We start from the raw sequence: 17,800 nt of genomic DNA on the forward strand, positions 1-17,800 counted from the left end.
CTTTAGCGTTGCGAGAGCGCGAGTTTTACCGCTAAGCCAGCAAACACCACTGCTGCTGTGCGGTTCATCCAGCGTTGTGCTCTTGCTGAACTGCGTAATCGTTGTCCTGCCGTTGCAGCAAAATAACTAATGCTGCCAAAGGCAATGATGGTAGCAACAATAAAGACTGCCCCAAGTTCGATCAATTGCATCGCAACGGATCCTCGGTCTGCAGACACAAACTGCGGTAAAAACGCCAGAAAGAAGAAGACGACTTTGGGATTTGTTAAATTCATAATCACCCCGCGCAAATACAGTTGGCGGGTTTGAAGTTGTGTCGCGGTGATGCTGGTATCTTCACTTACCGGAGCCCAAAACGCCCCCCAAGCAAGATAAGCAAGATAGGCCGCGCCTAACACTTTCAGAATCAGAAACGCCATCGCCGACGCGGCGAATACGGCCGCAAGACCCAATGCAATCGCCAGCGTATGTACGACTAGTCCGGTACATAAGCCTAGCACGACCAACATGCCTGCTTTGCGTCCTTGCGTTGCTGACTGCATGAGCACAAAAATATTGTCTGGGCCAGGAGAAAGGCCTAAGACAAGTGAGAAACCAAAAAAAGTCAGCGCGGTTTGAAAACTCAGCATGGAAATCCCTCAAAGTAAAATTGCATGATGCCAAAGACATTATGCAATTTTTTTTGAGGAATTAGCGAATTTGATTGGCGCGGAGTAAGACGCGTTCAGTAATTTTGTTTGGAACGCCTTTGCCTTGCAGATATTCAATAGCACAGCTTGTACCGTACGATTGCTGAAGACCGAGTCCAATATTGATGTAGTCTTGGGTGAGTTCATCGATGCTGATGGGGGCTTCTTCGATGAAATAGTGACGATTTGCTTTTAATGCTGTTGTTGATGGGACCATCATGTCAGACTCCATATTCATTCATACTGCATTGCATCAAACATACTGAAAAAACATTATTTCTCTGGTGTAACTAGCGAAATGATCTGTCAGTGGCACAAATGGTTTGCGCCGTGAAACAAGAAAAGAAGCATTGTTGAATGTGCGCCAATTATAGTCGTCTTACGTCTAGAAAAATGTGTTTCGCTGCAAAATAGTCACAGAAAAATATTTCTACGACGAGAAGTTTATACAGGAGAATGATTTCTGTTGATCTTCTTGATATAGGTTGTTGCGCTGCATCAAAAAGGCATGAGAAAGGCGTGAGGAGTGGACGAGGAATGGACGAGGAATGGACGAGGAATGGACGGCGAGCGGCTGATGAGTGATCAACGACGCTGCGAATAGCGTACGAGAAGGGGGATTTGACGCCCCTATGTAGGCAGGGGCGCCAGTCACCTGCTGATATACAAATCGGCAGGTGATGCACGCTTTATAGTGCAGTGCGCAAGGCAAATAATTCAGGGAAAAGAACCACATCGAGCATTTTCCGGAGGTAACTGACGCCAGCGGTGCCACCTGTGCCAGTCTTAAATCCGATAATCCGCTCAACGGTCGTTACATGGCGGAAACGCCAGATACGGAACGCCGTTTCCATATCGACAAGTTTTTCTGCCAACTCATACAAAGACCAATGTTGCTCAGGTGCTTGATACACCTGTAGCCACGCTGCTTTCACCGACTCATTGGCTTCGACAGGTTGCGTCCAGTCGCGTTGTAAGCGTGACGGATCGATCGCGAAACCATTGCGCGCCATCAGCATGATCGCTTCATCATAAATGGAAGGTGTCCGCAAGGCTGAATCCAGTGTCGCGTGGATCTCTGGCTTACTTTCATGGACGGTAAGCATCGTGGCGTTTTTATTGCCAAGCAGATACTCTAATTCACGATATTGATGCGACTGAAAACCCGACGAGGCACCCAAGTAAGGACGAATGGCCGTATATTCGCTCGGCGTCATGGTTGCTAACACATCCCATGCATGGACCAACTGATCCATAATCCGTGCAACGCGCGACAGCATCTTAAATGCGGGTGGTAAATCATTGTGGTGAATATGCTGACGCACCGCATGCAATTCATGCAGCATCAGCTTGATCCACAACTCGCTTGTTTGATGCTGAACGATAAACAGCATTTCATTGTGATTCGGAGAGCGTGGGTGTTGCGCGCTTAAAATCTGATCGAGACCGAGGTAGTCCCCATAACTCATCGATTCTGAAAAATCGAGTTGTGCACCGTGCCAGGACATGGGGCATTTGCCAGCGGCTTCATTGTGATTACTCATGATGGTTCTTTCTTAATTCTGTGAAGAAGAGCGGTGAATGCGGGTTCAAGTCACTGCATTACGTTGCAGGTTGGTGTCATAGGCTTGTTGATCCAAGATATCACGCAAGGTCTCAACTGCATCCCACACATCGACATACCGCACATATAACGGTGTAAACCCAAAACGCATAATCGCTGGTTCACGATAATCACCAATCACACCACGACCAATCAAAGCCTGAATCACCGCGTAGGCATGTGGATGCTTAAAGCTCGCTTGGCTACCGCGTTGATGGTGATCTCGTGGTGTCACGAGTTCTAACGGATGGGCGGCACAACGTTGCTCAACCAAAGCAATAAACAGATCGGTCAGTGCCAGCGATTTCTGACGAATCGCCTGCATGTTGGTCTTACCGAAAATATCCAATCCACAACCAACCAGCGCTAAAGACACAATGGGTTGTGTGCCACACAATGCACGGCGAATCCCTGGTGTTGGTGCAAATTCAGGTGCCATTGCAAACGGACTTGCATGTCCCCACCACCCTGAGAGAGGATGATTAAATGCCGCTTGGTGACGCATGGGTACCCAAATAAATGCGGGCGCACCTGGGCCGCCATTGAGGTACTTATAAGTGCAACCAACTGCGAAGTCAGCATGGGCCGCATTGAGTTCAACCGGCAGGGCGCCGCCGGAATGCGCTAAATCCCATAACGCCAGCGCACCGTGTTGATGAACGAGTGCAGTGACCGCTGCCATGTCATGTAAATAGCCAGTGCGATAATTGACATGCGTGAGCATCACAAGTGCGGTCTCGTTATTTAGAACCGTTGCGAGTTCTTCAGGCGAATCAATCAACACAATACGGTAGCCACGATCGAGCCACTGTGTGATCCCTTGTGCCATGTAAATGTCGGTCGGGAAGTTGCTGCGCTCGGTAATGATGGTTTTACGCTGGCTGTCTGTCGATTGTATTTGCAGCGCGGCTGCAATCGCTTTAAACAAATTGATCGATGTGGAATCGGTCACGACCACTTCATTTTTTTCAGCACCAATCAAGGGGGCAAGTTGATTCCCCAATGTCGAAGGCAAGTCAAACCAGCCTGCTTTGTTCCAACTGGTGATTAAATCATTTCCCCATTCTTGCGCGATCACCTCTTGCGCCCGTTGCAGTGACGCTTTCGGGCGCGCGCCCAAGGAATTGCCGTCGAGGTAAATAACGCCTTCTGGCACAATAAATTCGTCCCGTAATGGGGCTAAAGGATCTAACTGATCCAGACGTTCGCAATCAGCGCGGGTGGCAATGGTGGTCATGAGGGCTCCTGAGTTTCAATAGGCTATGTGTGATGGTGGTGATGGTGGGGCATTCATCTCATCGCGAGCGCAACACTGCTCGCACTGGACTCGCGTCCAATCCCGCTAGTTTTAATGGCAGGCAAATCAATTCGTAATCACCCTCTACAACGTCGTCGAGAACAACGCCTTCTAAAATCGCCATCTGATGTTTTTTGACGCATAAGTGGGCATCCAGTGTTTTTGATTGCTCTGGATCGAGTGAGGGACTATCAATACCAATGAGACGAACACCATGCGCGGCCAATACATCAATCGCTGCAGCGGATACCGAAGGGAAATGACTATCCCACTGTTTGAGTGGTGCTGTTTGGTACGTGCGGAACAAAACGCGAGGAGGAAGCTGTTGAAGGTGCGGCGCAATGTGTTCTGGTAGGACTTGTGCCGCGCCAATGCAATGAATCACGCGGCAAGCACCGATATACGTGTCAAGATTCACTTCATCGATAGACTTCCCATCGACATCATAGTGCGACGGTGCATCGCAATGCGCACCGGTGTGCGTTGACATCGTGATCTTACTGACCTTGACGGGGCAGCCATCAGCAATCTGCCAGGTCGTTTCAGCGACATAGGCACTGTCTCCCGGCCAGACCGGAATCCCTGTTTGGATTGTGGGACTGATATCCCACAATTGAGAGGACGTTGACATACATTCTCCTGTTCAAATCATGCAGAGATTTTATGTCGGATCGTCTGAATAATTCTTGCAAAGTTGGGGCGTAAAGTGATGTGTTTCGGCATATACTGCGAATATTTAGTCAATTATTGAAATAATTATCGTTATTCGACTTTTGCATCGCATCATTTGCTGTTTTTGTGATGTTTTGTGCGGGAAAATTCTAAATGCATCCTTGGTTTGACGATCCATGGAGGATGACATGCACTAATCGAGAGTGAAACCATGCAACTTGACCCAACTGATTTAAAAATTCTGCAACAACTGCAAGAAGATGGTCGCATTAGCAACCAAGATTTAGCCGATAAAGTATTTTTATCCCCTTCCTCCTGTCTTCGCCGCGTACGTATGCTAGAAGAGGCCGGTGTCATTCATCATTATTGTGCGGTAGTGGATGCGACGAAAGTCGGTTTGGAAGTGGATGCCTTCGTGCAGGTCACGATGCGGCGAGATGTCGAACAATGGCACGAAAATTTCTCAAAAGCACTGCTGCAATGGCCGGAAGTGATTGGTTCCTACATCATTACAGGTGAAGCAAATTACCTACTCAGAGTCCGTGCGCGCAATTTGAAACACTATTCCAGTTTTGTCTTGGAGCGTTTGTACAAGACGACTGGGGTATTGGATATTCGGTCGAATATTGTGTTGCAGACGCTGAAGGATACGCACCAGATTGATGTGGGGTTGATGCGGGACGGGAGCTAATTTCTACTGCGTCCCTCCTGTGAAGTTGCAAGCCCAGCATCTCCACAATTCGTCGCTCCCACGAAGGCGGGAGTCCAGCAACTCCAAACACCGTCGCTCCCGCGAAGGCGGGAGCCCAGTGGCGCGGTAGCGCCTTGTTGGATGGGGAATGTTTATTTCAGCAGAAAAGCGCATTCGCGCACTGGATACTCCGCCTGCGCGGAGTATGACGAAATTTGAGGTGCGCGGAGTATGAAGGAATTGAGGTGCACGGAGTATGACGAAATTGAGGTGCACGGAGTATGACGGGGTTAAATTGCGTAGTGAGTCCAGTTACGTCAAATACCGTCGCTCCCGCGAAGGCGGGAGTCCAGTGGCGCGGTAGCGCCTTGTTAGAAGGGGAATGTTTATTTCAGCAGAAAAGCGCATTCGCGCACTGGATACTCCGCCTACGCGGAGTATGACGAAATTTGAGGTGTACGGCGCATGACGAAATTGAGGTATGCGGCGTATGACGAAATTGATTTGTACGGAGTATGACGAGGTTATGGCACGCGGAGTATGACGGAGTTGAGTTTCGTGGAGTATTGCGGGGTTAAGTTGCGTAGTGAGTCCAGTTACACCAAATACCGTCGCTCCCGCGAAGGCGGGAGCCCAGTGGCGCGGTAGCGCCTTGACCTTAATTACTGCCCCCAAAAAATCCCAACATCAACATCCCGCACTTATTGACTGAGCAATAACGCTTTCAATAGACCAGCTGCTGGCCCTTTGTTGGCCCACGTTTGCGTCAGGTCGAGGTCGCCGTTGGTGCTGACGATGATGAGGATGTTGCCGTTTTGAACGTCGACAAGGTTCAAAATTCGGATGCCGGCAATCCAGCCTTGGCGTTCGACGATGACGGTAGGATTCTTTTCGTCTGCACCGTTGAATGGATAGACCCACACCCCAAGTGCGCCGCCGACGGCGTTAGGCTTGATCATCTCTGCGCGTGATTTAGTGGACAAATACTTCCCTTTGATGAAGGCTCGATCAAACGCGAGGAGATCTTTTAAGGTCCCAAATGAGGAACCTGCTGCACCGTAGCTCGCAAAGTTCACTTCTGGTTCTGGCTGACCGCCGAGGCTGCCATGCACATGGTCTTTGTTATCGGGCATCGCGGCTGTATAAAAACCTGCACTGTTCATGCCTGCCGGCACGAAAATGCGTTGTTTCAACAAATCGGCATACGTTTGTTTGGTGATTTTTTCTAATAAAGCACCCAATACCATGTAATCACAATTGTTGTAATCAAAGGTAGTGCCCGGTTGGGAGTTCATCTGACCAGCACACATGCCAGTAGCAAATTTTTTCATATCGTCGCCATTGTTCGCGTTCAGCATATGAAATGTTGGCACAGCATTGTCGTTAAAAAGGCCAGAATAATGCGTTAGAAATTGGCGCAGTGTGACCTTGCTAACAGCGGGGTTGGGATAGTCTGGCCAATACGTACCCAATGGTTGATCTAGTTGGAGATGCCCCGCTTCTACTTCCTGCATGACCATGATCGCTGTCATCTCTTTCGTGATAGACGCAAATCGGAAGGTGCGATTGATATCGCCAAAATCGCCAATGGCAGCTTTGTACAAGAGCTTGTCACCGCGCGCCGCCAGAATTGCCCCTTGAAAGCCCGTTTGTTGCAATGCTTTCGCCGCGAGCTCGATGTCGTTATTGACGTTTGTCGTTGCTGCAAATACGGTATCACTCGACGCACACAAACCAGCGAACACCAATGTGAGGGTACTGACAACATGGCGGGAATACTGATAAAAACGGGACATGAACTTTCTCCGAGTGGGAATAATGTCTAACATGCAATAAAATCCAATATAGTGTAACAAATCATCCCTCACAGGTGGTTGGTTTAGCGGAGAGTGATAGCACTTTGTTCCCGAGAAATATTTTCTGATAATCGTCTGACTAGACACATTGACCAAGTCGCCACCATGATTTTTAGTAATAAATTCGTCACGACTCAAAAATATCGTCTCGCCCCCGATATATAATGCGGCACCATGAATTTAATCAGAACTCTCGCTTCCATTAGTGGCATGACCATGTTGTCGCGCGTTTCGGGCCTCGCCAGAGATGTGCTGTTCACAACGTATTTTGGTGCCAATTCAATGACGGATGCATACAACATTGCATTCCGGATTCCTAACCTGTTACGTCGCTTGTTTGCGGAAGGGGCTTTCGCGCAGGCGTTTGTTCCTATTTTGGCGGAATATAAGACCCAGCAAGGTAATGAGGCTACAAAGAATTTGGTCGATCATGTGGCGACTTTACTGACCTGGGCGCTTCTTATTACCTGTTTTTTAGGCATTGTCGGTGCCCCTGTGATTTTGTATTTTGCGGCCAGTGGGTTGGTGCATAAAGACGATATATTTCAAGCCACAGTGTTGATGACGCGGATTATGTTCCCGTACATTGGATTTATGTCCATGGTCGCATTGGCAGGGGGGATATTAAACACATGGCGCGAATTTAAAATTCCGGCTTTTACACCGGTGATTTACAACCTGACCTCGATTGCAGCAACCTTGTGGTTGTCGCGTTTCATGGAGCAGCCGATTTATGGACAGGCGATTGGTGTCTTTATCGGTGGCGTCTTGCAACTGTGGATACAAGTACCTGCGCTGGTAAAAATCGGGATGTTGCCGCGCATTGGCTGGCGTCCTGCCGCTGCGTGGCAAGATGAGGGGGTGCGGCGTATCGTTCGCAATATGTTGCCGGCCATCGTTGCTGTGTCGGCGTCGCAGATTAGTATTCTGATTAATACCAGTCTCGCTTCGCGGATGGTGGCGGGCAGCACCAGTTGGCTTGCGAGTGCAGATCGTTTGATGGAATTCCCGACAGCGTTGTTGGGTGTTGCACTTGGAACCATTCTGTTGCCGGGTTTATCGAAAGCGAACGCTGATGGTGATACAGCCGAATACTCTGCCTTATTGGACTGGGGCTTACGTTTAACGTTTTTATTGGCCATGCCAGCAGGTGTTGCATTGGCAACGATTCCAGTGCCCTTGACCGCGACCTTATTTCATCATGGTCAGTTTGATGCTCATGCCGTCAGCATGACGTCGAATGCGCTTGTGGCCTATGGTATTGGCTTAATCGGTCTGATCGTCGTCAAGATTCTGGCACCGGGATTTTATGCGCGACAAGATATTCGTACTCCTGTCAAAATTGCCGTGAGTGTCATGATTGCGACGCAATTGATGAATCTGGTTTTTGTACCGATGTTTGCACACGCTGGGCTGGCTTTATCCGTCGGTTTGGGGGCATGCGTCAATGCCAGCTTTTTGTTTTTTGGTTTGCGTCGGCGTGGTATTTTTCATCCGCACAAAGGATGGGGGATGTTTTTGCTCAAACTCTTTGCTGCCTTGTTGTTGATGGCTTTTGTTTCCCTTTGGATCGCTGATCAATTTAATTGGTTAGCCATGCGTGATACACCATTCCGTCGGATTGGCGCTTTGTTGATGTTGATTTTGGCATCCATGGCGACGTATTTCGCTGCACTTGGTGTCATGGGATTCCGTCCGAAGGATTTCAAAAAAATGGCAAAGACGTAACGACGTAGAAGATCTTCTTCCACAAAACGTTCATCCTTTTCATGTGGCTTGTGTTCGTCGCCGATCAAGCGACAGACCGTTACAAGAAAACACCGACACGATGTCATCGGCGATGATGGTTGCCCCGTTAATGGCTTATGTGTTTCAGATGTTAAAAAGGATGTTCATCATGTTAAAACGTATTTTTGCCCTCGGTGCTGTTATCGCTGCTGGCGCTGCTTTCAGTTCTGGTACTGCCAATGCACAAGGCGTTAATCTCTCCGTATCGGTTGGTGAACCGGGATTCTACGGTCAGATCGATATTGGACATGTTGGAGCACCAGCCGTTGTCTATTCTCAGCCAGTCATCATTGCGCGACCAGCGGTCGGGTATATTGCTGAACCACTCTATCTTGTCGTACCACCAGAACATGTCAGACATTGGAATCGCTATTGCGACTACTACCATGCCTGTGGACGTCACGTTTATTTTGTACAGGAGAGATGGTACTCACAAGTCTATGCGCCGCAATATAGAGCACATGCTCATGAGTGGTATCCAGAACGCGGACGTGGATACTATGAAGGACGCCATGAGGAGCGTCATGAAGAGCATCGGGATGAGCGCCGCGATGAACGTCGTGATGATCGACATGATGATCGGCATGATGAGCACCGTGAGGGCCGTGGAGACAATCGTGGCGAACATGGTGACCACGGCGATCACCGAGAAAATCAGTGGCGCTAATGTAAGAAATGAAGTTGATTGCTGACGTCGATATGCTCACTTCAGCAATCAAACGACTTTACATTAAACGAAGTGACAGACGTAATCTAAGGTCTCTACCGTTTCAATCTCAAAACTGGCATTGGCTGGAACATTGAACTTCTGGCCGCCTTCATACGTTTTCCATTCACTTTCGCCTTGAATGCGGATGTTGCATTTGCCCGCATTGAGTTCCATGATTTCTGCAGCGCCGGTATTAAAAACTAGGCTAGATGGGAAAATAACGCCGATCGTTTTTTTGCTACCGTCTGCAAATAATACTGTGTGCGAAACGCATTTGCCGTCAAAATAAATATTCGCTTTTTTGACAACGCTGACTTGATCAAATTGAGAGTCCATGTTGTTTTCAGTGTAAAGAGTAAAAGAAAAAAGGCCAGACGAAAAAAAGCCTGCGTCAACGGATGTGCGCAGGCTTTATTCATCGGACGTTGTGACGTCCGATCGGTTGCTGCGTTATTGGCCGCGTTTTGCGCGTGCGTTTGCTGCGATACGCATACGTAAAGCGTTGAGCTTAATGAAGCCGCCAGCGTCTGCCTGGTTATAGGCACCACCGTCTTCATCGAATGTTGCTATGTTCATGTCGAACAGGGAATCTGTTTTGGAATCACGTGCAACTGTGATGACATTGCCTTTGTACAGCTTAACGCGTACCCAGCCATTGACCGTTTGTTGTGTGTGGTCAATCAATGTCTGCAATGCCAGACGTTCTGGTGCCCACCAGTAGCCGTTGTAAATCAGGCTGGCGTAACGTGGCATCAAATCATCTTTTAGATGCGCTACTTCGCGATCCAAAGTGATCGATTCGATCGCACGGTGTGCGCGCAACATGATCGTGCCGCCTGGAGTTTCATAGCAGCCGCGTGACTTCATGCCAACATAGCGATTTTCGACCAGATCCAAGCGACCGATACCGTGTTTTCCACCGAGGCGGTTCAACTCTGTCAGCACCGTTGCTGGCGACATACGTACGCCGTTCAATGCAACGATATCACCACGTTCAAATTCGATGTCCAGGTATTCTGGCGCATCTGGTGCTTGTTCTGGGCTGCAAGTCCAACGCCACATTGTTTCTTCGGCTTCAGCACTTGGGTTTTCGAGGTGGCGACCTTCAAAGCTGATGTGCAACAAGTTGGCGTCCATCGAGTAAGGAGCGCCACCGTTTTTGTGCTTTTGATCGATTTCGATGCCAGCATCTTCGGCATACTTCATCAGTTTTTCACGTGACAACAAGTCCCATTCGCGCCATGGAGCGATGATCTTGACGCCTGGCATCAAGGCATACGCGCCCAATTCAAAACGAACCTGATCGTTACCTTTGCCTGTCGCGCCGTGAGAAATGGCGTCGGCACCTGTTTCTTTGGCGATTTCAATGAGGCGCTTAGCGATCAATGGGCGGGCAATCGATGTACCCAGCAGGTATTCACCTTCATAGATGGTATTAGCACGGAACATCGGGAAGACGAAGTCACGGACAAATTCTTCACGTACGTCATCGATATAGATGTTTTCTGGCTTGATACCAAATTTGATTGCTTTCGCACGTGCTGGTTCGAGTTCTTCGCCTTGACCCAGATCGGCTGTAAAGGTGACGATTTCGCACTGGTAGTTATCTTGCAGCCATTTCAGAATGACGGAGGTGTCCAAACCGCCTGAGTAGGCGAGGACGACTTTTTTAATATCGCTCATGATGTACTTTCGAAAAAAATGCTGTCAAAAAAATGCTGTCTATACAAGCGGATGGATGGGCATCAGGATCCGAGGATTGTGTCCACAGCATTTGCTGACGTGAACACATGATCCTAGGACTGATGCGCTGCTGGCTTAACGGATTTCGCCGACGACCAGATATTCCAATAACGCTTTTTGCACGTGTAGACGGTTTTCTGCTTCGTCCCAGACAACAGATTGCGGACCGTCGATAACACCTGCGGAAACTTCTTCACCACGATGTGCTGGCAGACAATGCATAAACAGCGCGTCTGGATTGGCGCGTGCCATTTTTGCTTCATCGACAATCCAGCCATCAAATGCTTTTAAGCGTGCCTGGTTTTCGGCCTCGTATCCCATGCTTGTCCATACATCGGTGTTCACCAGATCAACGCCTTCGCAGGCATCCGATGGATTGTCAAACACGGTATATTGTGATGGATCAGCGGTGACGAGCGACATGTCCATGTCGTAGCCCTTCGGGGTCGAGATATGCAGGTGGAAATTAAATACCTGCGCTGCCTGCAGCCACGAATAGAGCATATTGTTCGCATCACCTACCCAAGCTACTTTTTTACCTGTGATCGAACCGCGGTGTTCAATATAGGTGAATACGTCTGCCAATACTTGGCAGGGGTGATGTTGATTCGTCAAACCATTGATGACCGGAACACGAGAGTTCGCGGCAAAACGCTCGATCATCTCTTGTTCAAACGTACGAATCATAATAATGTCGCACATACGCGACATGACCTGTCCTGCGTCTTCAACGGGTTCACCGCGTCCGAGTTGGCTATCACGGGTATTCAGATAGATGGCTGCGCCGCCAAGCTGGTGCATGCCAGCCTCAAACGACAGGCGGGTACGTGTCGAATTCTTTTCAAATACCATGACCAATGTTCGGTCCAGCAATGGATGATAGGTCTGGTAAGCCTTAAACCGTTGTTTAATGATGCGTGCACGCTGCATCACATATTCGAACTCGGTGAGCGTGAAATCGGAGAATTGCAGGAAGTGTTTGATAGCCATAAATAAAAACGGGCAGCACTTAAGCCTGCCGCCGCTGATCGTAACTGCTTAATTATAAGGGATTAAAATCGCTTTCCCATATTAAATTCTGAGAAATTGCAATTTGAACGGTATTTCGCTTAGTTCTACTCAAAAAACGCAGCGAAGTGTCAAATGTAACACACGGCAATTACCCTAACCCGATTTGTTAATTCCCGTCAATTAGTAAAAAAACGTAATTCTCCTTGCAAAACTTATTCTTCTGGCAGTGTTTTATTGCTGTATCGTATTTATAATGCTGATACCAAACTGGCAAAACTAGCTTGGTCTGGTTTGTGTTGTTCGTATTTCTTCGGACGACATAGAATTCATCCATCAACTTTTACTCAATCATAAATCAACTATGAGCGCACTCTTAGCTGGACTGACCGTCCTGATTATCGGCGATAGCCACATGTCTACACCAGATTATCTGATTACGACATTACATGACGATCTGATGAACAAAGGAGCGGTTGTCTATTCATTCGGCGCCTGCGGTGTAGCGGCTGGTGAGTGGATGGTGAAAACCCAATCATCTTGCGGTGGCGCAGAGCGGATCAAAGATGGTCCGGTTGAGGTGAAGTCTGGTGCCGATGCGGTGACGCGTCCGTTTAACGATTTGGTGAAGACGTATAAGCCTAATCTGGTGGTAGTCGTGAATGCCGACACCATGGCGTCTTACAATCAACCAGAACTACAGAAAAACTGGATTTGGCAGCAGGTGTCGCGTTTAACCAAGGGTATCAAGAAAAATGACGTGAGCTGTGTATGGGTTGGTCCAGCATGGGGCACAGAAGGTGGTAAATTTGGCAAAACTTATGCCCGTGCAAAGGAAATGTCAGGGTATTTGTCTGAGATCGTTGCACCTTGTACATACGTCGATTCGCTGAGTTTCTCCCAACCAGGTGAATGGGGCACGATTGATGGTCAGCACTTTGATGGTGCTGGTTACAAGTCCTGGGGATCTGCCATTGGCAATTTCATCTCCTCACCAGCGGTGCTGAAAACAATCAAGCACTAATGCTGCTTTGATGGCGACCGGAGAGTGTGTTGCGCGCATGCGACTTGCTCTCTGGTAACGAGGTCGTATTTCCGGCCTGACCATGGTCTTAACTACTTATTCAAAAAATGAAAAAATTGATCCTGACTTGTGTCGCCGCTGCATGCTCATTTGCCGCGTATGCTGATAATCCCCTATATGAAACTGGCCCAGGTCAGGATTCGTCGTTTGTCAGATTTTTGAATGCCAGCAGCGATAAAGCAACCATCGTCAATGGTGCTGCCAAAGTAGTGCTGGATGCAAAAACAGAAGGGCGTGTCTCGCGTTTTTACCCTGTCAAAGCCGGCGACAAGTTGACTGCTATCGTGCAAGTAGGCGGTGTGAAAACATCCGTCGAAGTCGTCGCGAAGCCAGGTGAGTTTGTGACGGTCGCGGTCGTCAACAAAGGCGCAAGTCTCGACAATCTCTTGGTTCGCGAAACACCGACCGATTTCAATGCCATGCGCGCTTCCATCTCGTTATTAAACGCGGATCCATCGTGTTCGTCAGCCGGTCTGACTGGCGGCGCAAAAAATGCGATGATCTTTGAGGCCGTGAAGCCAGCCACCACCAGTCGTCGTCTGGTCAATCCTGTGAGCCTCACCGTTCAAGCGCAATGTGCCGGAGAAGCAGCTGGTGCTGCCGTTGATATGTCTCAGCTCCAAGCGGGCGAGCGCTATAGCGTGATCGTCATTCCAGGCAAGAAAGGTCGTCAGACATTTTTTGTACGCGATTCCACTTCTTAATCTGATATCGCCTATCCACCATGGTATTTGCCTCTCTTGAGTTCCTGACGCTGTTTTTGCCGCTGTTTTTTGCGCTTTATCTGATTACTCCACAGCGGTTTCGTAATCACACTTTATTAGTTGGCAGTTGGCTGTTTTATGCATGGTGGACGCCCAAGTTTTTGTTATTGATTATTGCCCTGACCATCCTCGCATGGGGGGCAGCGATCTTGATCGACAAAGCGACCGAAGAGCGTATCAAAACACGGCTGATGGTGGCGACCATTGTGCTCAATCTGGCATCCTTGGTGTGGTACAAATATACGAATATGGTCGTTGGATCCATCAACAGCCTTCTTGCCGGGCATGACTTGCCTGAGATACCGTGGGTCAAGTTGATGTTGCCTATCGGCTTATCGTTTACGGTGTTGCACGCGATTTCATACATCGTTGATGTACGCCGTAAAACGGTCCCAGCGCAATATAGCTTTATCTCGTTCAGCGCTTATATGGCGATGTTTCCGCATCTCATTGCTGGACCGATTGTTCGTTACAAAGTCATCGATAAAGAGTTACGTGAACGTGTCTTTTCGATCGATAAATTCGCGATCGGTGTCCGCCGGTTCATGATTGGTTTTTCGATGAAGGTGTTGATAGCAGACACCCTCGTACCGGTGGTCAGTCTCGTTTTCGGTATGAAAAATCCTAGTTTTCAGGATGCGTGGATTGGCTGTATTGCCTATACCTTTCAGCTTTATTTTGATTTTGCTGGGTATAGCGCCATGGCGATTGGCCTCGGTTTAATGCTCGGTTTTCATTTTGAAGAAAACTTTAACCATCCCTATCTGGCTGTCTCCATTCAGGATTTCTGGCGTCGCTGGCATATGACCTTGTCATCTTGGCTGCGCGATTATTTGTACATCAGTTTGGGTGGCAATCGTCGTGGTGCTTACCGGACGTATGTGAATTTGATGTTGACGATGGCCATCGGGGGACTGTGGCACGGCGGAGACAATTGGAATTACTTGATTTGGGGCTTTATACAAGGCGCTGCCTTGTGTTGTGATCGTGCGTTCACGCAGCGTGGTTTGTCGATGCCTAATTATGCTTCCCGCGCCTTAACCATGCTGACTGTGATGTTGGCGTGGACGGTTTTCCGTGCAGCTGGTTTCGACCATGCCATGACCATGTGGGCGGGTCAGTTTGGCTTCCACGGATTTGCCATGGGAGATGAAGTGATCTTGGCGCTCCGTCCAAGTATCTTGTTGACCTTTGCGATTGGTTTGGTTTGTGTCGTTTATCCTGCTACTTCCATCGGAAAACGTGGCGGATTCGGCATCATGAGCTGGAGCATGGTATGGCCGGTTATCACATTCGCTTATGCGGTGATTGTTTTGGTAGGCCAAAAAGCGATTCCGTTTTTATATTTTCAGTTTTAAGGAAAAATCATGAGCGAATCTTTTTCCTTTGACGCAAAAAAAGCGGGTGCTTGGCGGTTTGTCCCTGCAGCCGCCTTTGCGGTGATGATGGTGGTGGGGCTGGGGGTTACTGTCTCGTCGTTACGCGACGTCAGTTCTGCTGACTGGAAGGAAATGGCACCGTGGTCTCGGATCATCCAAGGTGAGTCAACAAGCCGATTTACGTCGCAGTTAAATACCCATTTCATTTGGAGCAAACCGTTTTCCAAGATTCAACGTGCTGTTGACTGGAATCTCGCTCGTGATACTGGGTCTGCTGTCACTGCTGGGTGTTCAGGTTGGTTCTTTCTAACAGAAGAGCTGACGACATTTGATGGTGGTGAACAAAATGCGAATGCCCGTGCTTACATGGTCGAGCAAGTAGCGAAACAATTGCAGCAACGGGGTGTGAAGTTGGTGATGGCGGTGGTGCCAGATAAAACGCGCATTGAAGAGGCCCATTTATGTGGAGTCCATCGTCCCTCCGCTTTTGCTGCTCGGGCAGAGAATTGGATCAACACATTGCGCTCCAATCAGGTCGAAGTCATTGATTTACGTGCACCTTTGGCATCTACCCAAGGCGAACTATATTACCGCACGGATTCTCACTGGAATGAGACCGGTGCCAATGCGGCCGCTGTGGCCATCGCAGCCCGTCTACAGGCACTTCAGTTGGCGGAGAAAACCGATTTGCAACCTGCACCCGGATCGATTAAAACAGTCACCGCAGAGCGTCCTGGTGACTTGTCCCATGTCTCCAATCTGGAAGGTCTTCCCGCTCTATTGCGTCCAGCCATAGAGCAGGTAGCCACGAGCACGGTGGCTCCCGTTGTGAATAAAAGTGATGACTTATTTGGTGATGGCGGCTTACCTTCCGTGGCGTTAGTCGGCACTTCGTTTAGCTTGCGCGGTAATTTTGTGCCCTTCATCAGTCAGCATTTGGGGATGCCAGTGGCGAACCTAGCGAAGGATGGCGGAGATTTTGATGGCGCGGCGATGACTTACCTGCAAAGCAAGGCCTTCCAGCAAGAGCCACCGAAGGTCTTGATTTGGGAAGTACCGGAACGGATGTTGCAAAAACCGTTTAAAGATACCGAACGCAAGTGGTTGGATCTCTTAAAAAAAGGGCAGCTGTAAAACGTTCCGTACTATAAAACAAGTACCGATAGGGCTTATGTCTTATCGGTACTGCCATTGATGTCTGGCGTGATGTCTGGCGTTGATGTGCAGCTTGCCTATCGTACTCAATGCGGTTTATAGCCAATCGTTTGATTGGATTCGTGCACCAGTTGTTCAAACATCTCGTGGCGCATTGTTGAAATCTCTCCTCGCTTGACCGCTTCTAAAATCGCGCACTGCGGTTCAGCATGGTGATGGCAATTGTAAAATTTGCAATGGCCGAGGTGGGGTAAAAACTCCGGAAATGCCCGCTCTAGCATCCCTTCCGACAAATGATGAAGGCCAAACTCCTGGAAACCTGGCGAGTCAATCACGTACGATTCGTCGTCCATGTGGTACAGCCGCGTGAACGTCGTCGTATGTTTGCCAGTATCGAGTGCGGCTGAAATTTCGCGGGTGGCGATCTCTGCGTCAGGGATCAGTAAATTGATCAGCGACGATTTTCCCATCCCTGATTGCCCGATCAAAATGGTACTTTGACCACGCATGAGGGCAGTCAATAGCTGGCGTGTGCCTTCTGGGTCGCCTTTAGCAGACACTTCATGGACCGGATAACCAAGTTTGGCATACAAACCGACCCGTTCACGTGCTTTGGGAAGGGACTCCGTAACGTCCACTTTGTTAAGAATGAGGTGGGGCTTAATGCCAGAGGATTCCGCAGCGACCAATGCGCGTGAAACCAAGTCATCGGTAAAGCTGGGTTCAGTTGCCACGACAATCAACAGCTGGGTCAGGTTCGCTGCCAACATTTTTGATTTGTACTGGTCCGAGCGATACAACAGTGTTTTTCTGTCAGTGATGGCCTCGATGACACCTTGATTTTTTGAGGTCAGCGCAAATTCAACGATGTCACCAACTGAGACATCACTTTTCTTACCTCGCGTCACACAATGCAATTTTTGTTGGACACCATCGATGTCCGCTTGGATCAAATAGTGACGGCCATGCGCGGCAATAACCAGACCTTGAAGGTGTGCCATTACGAAAAACTTTGCTCAAAAATAGCGTCCACCTTCGCAGCGCAAATAAAGTCATTGACGGAGATGCCGCCTTTGCCGTTGTTGACGGTGTGGGTATCAAATTTGACCACGCAACGATTGTAGGTCACCACCAGCTCTGGATGATGGTCCTCTGCATGAATGACGTAGGCGATCGCATTAATGAACGCCAGTGTTTCGTAGTAATTTTTGAATTGAAATGTTTTTACAATACGCGGGCCATCTTGCTCCCAACCTGGAGTGGCAGCTAAATAAGCAGGCAAGTTTGCCTCAGCCAGTCCTGTTTCTGTCGGTTGCGATTTGATGGCGAGTAAGTCGGTTGTTTTGATCATCGTAATATCCT

General features: G+C 48.8%; 18 protein-coding genes. 7 read left to right on the plus strand and 11 right to left on the minus strand.

Annotated elements, in window-relative coordinates:
• Positions 1 to 2: 2 nt before the first annotated feature.
• The 5 genes from ACO0K2_RS03315 to kynB form a co-directional block, all read right to left on the minus strand.
• Entirely contained in the window at positions 3 to 629 is a 627-nt protein-coding gene (locus ACO0K2_RS03315) for a LysE family translocator (protein ID WP_423015703.1), read from the minus strand.
• A gap of 61 nt (positions 630 to 690) precedes the next feature.
• Positions 691 to 909: a hypothetical protein gene (locus ACO0K2_RS03320; RefSeq protein ID WP_423015705.1), complete on the minus strand. Its 219-nt coding sequence runs from the start codon at positions 907 to 909 to the stop codon at positions 691 to 693.
• Positions 910 to 1,378: 469 nt separating this feature from the next.
• A complete protein-coding gene (gene kynA / locus ACO0K2_RS03325) occupies positions 1,379 to 2,233 on the minus strand; it encodes a tryptophan 2,3-dioxygenase (protein WP_423015707.1) in 855 nt (284 codons plus the stop codon).
• A gap of 45 nt (positions 2,234 to 2,278) precedes the next feature.
• A complete protein-coding gene (gene kynU / locus ACO0K2_RS03330) occupies positions 2,279 to 3,520 on the minus strand; it encodes a kynureninase (protein ID WP_423016155.1) in 1,242 nt (413 codons plus the stop codon).
• A 67-nt stretch (positions 3,521 to 3,587) separates the two neighbouring features.
• Positions 3,588 to 4,220, minus strand: a complete 633-nt coding sequence (kynB, locus tag ACO0K2_RS03335) for an arylformamidase (RefSeq protein ID WP_423015709.1) — start codon at positions 4,218 to 4,220, stop codon at positions 3,588 to 3,590.
• 252 nt (positions 4,221 to 4,472) lie between these two features.
• Here kynB and ACO0K2_RS03340 point away from each other — a divergent pair, with 252 nt between their 5' ends.
• The gene (locus tag ACO0K2_RS03340; RefSeq protein ID WP_423015711.1) at positions 4,473 to 4,952 is read left to right on the plus strand and encodes an Lrp/AsnC family transcriptional regulator; all 480 of its coding nucleotides are present in this window, start codon (positions 4,473 to 4,475) and stop codon (positions 4,950 to 4,952) included.
• Positions 4,953 to 5,653: 701 nt separating this feature from the next.
• Here ACO0K2_RS03340 and ACO0K2_RS03345 read toward each other — a convergent pair.
• Positions 5,654 to 6,748, minus strand: a complete 1,095-nt coding sequence (locus tag ACO0K2_RS03345) for a serine hydrolase domain-containing protein (RefSeq protein ID WP_423015713.1) — start codon at positions 6,746 to 6,748, stop codon at positions 5,654 to 5,656.
• A 234-nt stretch (positions 6,749 to 6,982) separates the two neighbouring features.
• Here ACO0K2_RS03345 and murJ point away from each other — a divergent pair, with 234 nt between their 5' ends.
• Positions 6,983 to 8,536 carry a murein biosynthesis integral membrane protein MurJ gene (gene murJ, locus ACO0K2_RS03350; protein WP_423015715.1) on the plus strand — a complete coding sequence of 518 codons (1,554 nt, stop codon included), beginning with the start codon at positions 6,983 to 6,985 and terminating at the stop codon, positions 8,534 to 8,536.
• A gap of 169 nt (positions 8,537 to 8,705) precedes the next feature.
• Entirely contained in the window at positions 8,706 to 9,263 is a 558-nt protein-coding gene (locus tag ACO0K2_RS03355) for a hypothetical protein (protein WP_423015717.1), read from the plus strand.
• A 63-nt stretch (positions 9,264 to 9,326) separates the two neighbouring features.
• On the opposite strand, the gene ACO0K2_RS03360 is transcribed toward ACO0K2_RS03355, so the two are convergent.
• From ACO0K2_RS03360 to argF, 3 genes are all read right to left on the minus strand, one after another.
• A complete protein-coding gene (locus ACO0K2_RS03360) occupies positions 9,327 to 9,641 on the minus strand; it encodes a pyrimidine/purine nucleoside phosphorylase (RefSeq protein ID WP_423015719.1) in 315 nt (104 codons plus the stop codon).
• 114 nt (positions 9,642 to 9,755) lie between these two features.
• Complete coding sequence (locus ACO0K2_RS03365; protein WP_423015721.1) at positions 9,756 to 10,988, minus strand: argininosuccinate synthase; 1,233 nt, start codon at positions 10,986 to 10,988, stop codon at positions 9,756 to 9,758.
• A gap of 135 nt (positions 10,989 to 11,123) precedes the next feature.
• Complete coding sequence (gene argF / locus ACO0K2_RS03370) at positions 11,124 to 12,038, minus strand: ornithine carbamoyltransferase (protein ID WP_423015723.1); 915 nt, start codon at positions 12,036 to 12,038, stop codon at positions 11,124 to 11,126.
• Positions 12,039 to 12,420: 382 nt separating this feature from the next.
• On the opposite strand from argF, the gene ACO0K2_RS03375 reads away from it, so the two are divergent.
• The 4 genes from ACO0K2_RS03375 (at position 12,421) to ACO0K2_RS03390 (ending at position 16,417) form a co-directional block, all read left to right on the plus strand.
• Positions 12,421 to 13,080, plus strand: coding sequence for an SGNH/GDSL hydrolase family protein (locus tag ACO0K2_RS03375; RefSeq protein WP_423015725.1), 660 nt, complete (start codon positions 12,421 to 12,423; stop codon positions 13,078 to 13,080).
• A 107-nt stretch (positions 13,081 to 13,187) separates the two neighbouring features.
• Positions 13,188 to 13,844, plus strand: coding sequence for a hypothetical protein (locus tag ACO0K2_RS03380; RefSeq protein WP_423015727.1), 657 nt, complete (start codon positions 13,188 to 13,190; stop codon positions 13,842 to 13,844).
• Positions 13,845 to 13,864: 20 nt separating this feature from the next.
• Positions 13,865 to 15,262: an MBOAT family O-acyltransferase gene (locus ACO0K2_RS03385; RefSeq protein ID WP_423015729.1), complete on the plus strand. Its 1,398-nt coding sequence runs from the start codon at positions 13,865 to 13,867 to the stop codon at positions 15,260 to 15,262.
• Positions 15,263 to 15,271: 9 nt separating this feature from the next.
• Complete coding sequence (locus tag ACO0K2_RS03390; RefSeq protein ID WP_423015731.1) at positions 15,272 to 16,417, plus strand: alginate O-acetyltransferase AlgX-related protein; 1,146 nt, start codon at positions 15,272 to 15,274, stop codon at positions 16,415 to 16,417.
• Between the two features lie 107 nt (positions 16,418 to 16,524).
• On the opposite strand, the gene rsgA is transcribed toward ACO0K2_RS03390, so the two are convergent.
• Together rsgA and ACO0K2_RS03400 are read right to left on the minus strand one after the other, a co-directional pair.
• On the minus strand, positions 16,525 to 17,439 hold the full coding sequence (gene rsgA, locus ACO0K2_RS03395; protein ID WP_423015733.1) for a ribosome small subunit-dependent GTPase A: 915 nt from the start codon (positions 17,437 to 17,439) through the stop codon (positions 16,525 to 16,527).
• On the minus strand, positions 17,439 to 17,789 hold the full coding sequence (locus ACO0K2_RS03400) for a 4a-hydroxytetrahydrobiopterin dehydratase (protein ID WP_423015735.1): 351 nt from the start codon (positions 17,787 to 17,789) through the stop codon (positions 17,439 to 17,441). Before ACO0K2_RS03400 ends, rsgA begins: the two co-directional genes overlap by 1 nt.
• Positions 17,790 to 17,800 lie beyond the last annotated feature (11 nt).

It is taken from the genome of Undibacterium sp. MH2W (assembly GCF_049340215.1).
In the GTDB taxonomy this organism is placed as follows: Bacteria; Pseudomonadota; Gammaproteobacteria; order Burkholderiales; family Burkholderiaceae_D; genus Undibacterium.

Coding starts and splice junctions, on each gene's coding strand:
- ACO0K2_RS03315 (WP_423015703.1), bottom strand. CDS start 629: ATGCTGAGTTTTCAAACCGCGCTGACTTTTTTTGGTTTCTCACTTGTC.
- ACO0K2_RS03320 (WP_423015705.1), bottom strand. CDS start 909: ATGATGGTCCCATCAACAACAGCATTAAAAGCAAATCGTCACTATTTC.
- kynA (WP_423015707.1), bottom strand. CDS start 2,233: ATGAGTAATCACAATGAAGCCGCTGGCAAATGCCCCATGTCCTGGCAC.
- kynB (WP_423015709.1), bottom strand. CDS start 4,220: ATGTCAACGTCCTCTCAATTGTGGGATATCAGTCCCACAATCCAAACA.
- ACO0K2_RS03340 (WP_423015711.1), top strand. CDS start 4,473: ATGCAACTTGACCCAACTGATTTAAAAATTCTGCAACAACTGCAAGAA.
- ACO0K2_RS03345 (WP_423015713.1), bottom strand. CDS start 6,748: ATGTCCCGTTTTTATCAGTATTCCCGCCATGTTGTCAGTACCCTCACA.
- murJ (WP_423015715.1), top strand. CDS start 6,983: ATGAATTTAATCAGAACTCTCGCTTCCATTAGTGGCATGACCATGTTG.
- ACO0K2_RS03355 (WP_423015717.1), top strand. CDS start 8,706: ATGTTAAAACGTATTTTTGCCCTCGGTGCTGTTATCGCTGCTGGCGCT.
- ACO0K2_RS03360 (WP_423015719.1), bottom strand. CDS start 9,641: ATGGACTCTCAATTTGATCAAGTCAGCGTTGTCAAAAAAGCGAATATT.
- ACO0K2_RS03365 (WP_423015721.1), bottom strand. CDS start 10,988: ATGAGCGATATTAAAAAAGTCGTCCTCGCCTACTCAGGCGGTTTGGAC.
- argF (WP_423015723.1), bottom strand. CDS start 12,038: ATGGCTATCAAACACTTCCTGCAATTCTCCGATTTCACGCTCACCGAG.
- ACO0K2_RS03375 (WP_423015725.1), top strand. CDS start 12,421: ATGAGCGCACTCTTAGCTGGACTGACCGTCCTGATTATCGGCGATAGC.
- ACO0K2_RS03380 (WP_423015727.1), top strand. CDS start 13,188: ATGAAAAAATTGATCCTGACTTGTGTCGCCGCTGCATGCTCATTTGCC.
- ACO0K2_RS03385 (WP_423015729.1), top strand. CDS start 13,865: ATGGTATTTGCCTCTCTTGAGTTCCTGACGCTGTTTTTGCCGCTGTTT.
- ACO0K2_RS03390 (WP_423015731.1), top strand. CDS start 15,272: ATGAGCGAATCTTTTTCCTTTGACGCAAAAAAAGCGGGTGCTTGGCGG.
- rsgA (WP_423015733.1), bottom strand. CDS start 17,439: ATGGCACACCTTCAAGGTCTGGTTATTGCCGCGCATGGCCGTCACTAT.
- ACO0K2_RS03400 (WP_423015735.1), bottom strand. CDS start 17,789: ATGATCAAAACAACCGACTTACTCGCCATCAAATCGCAACCGACAGAA.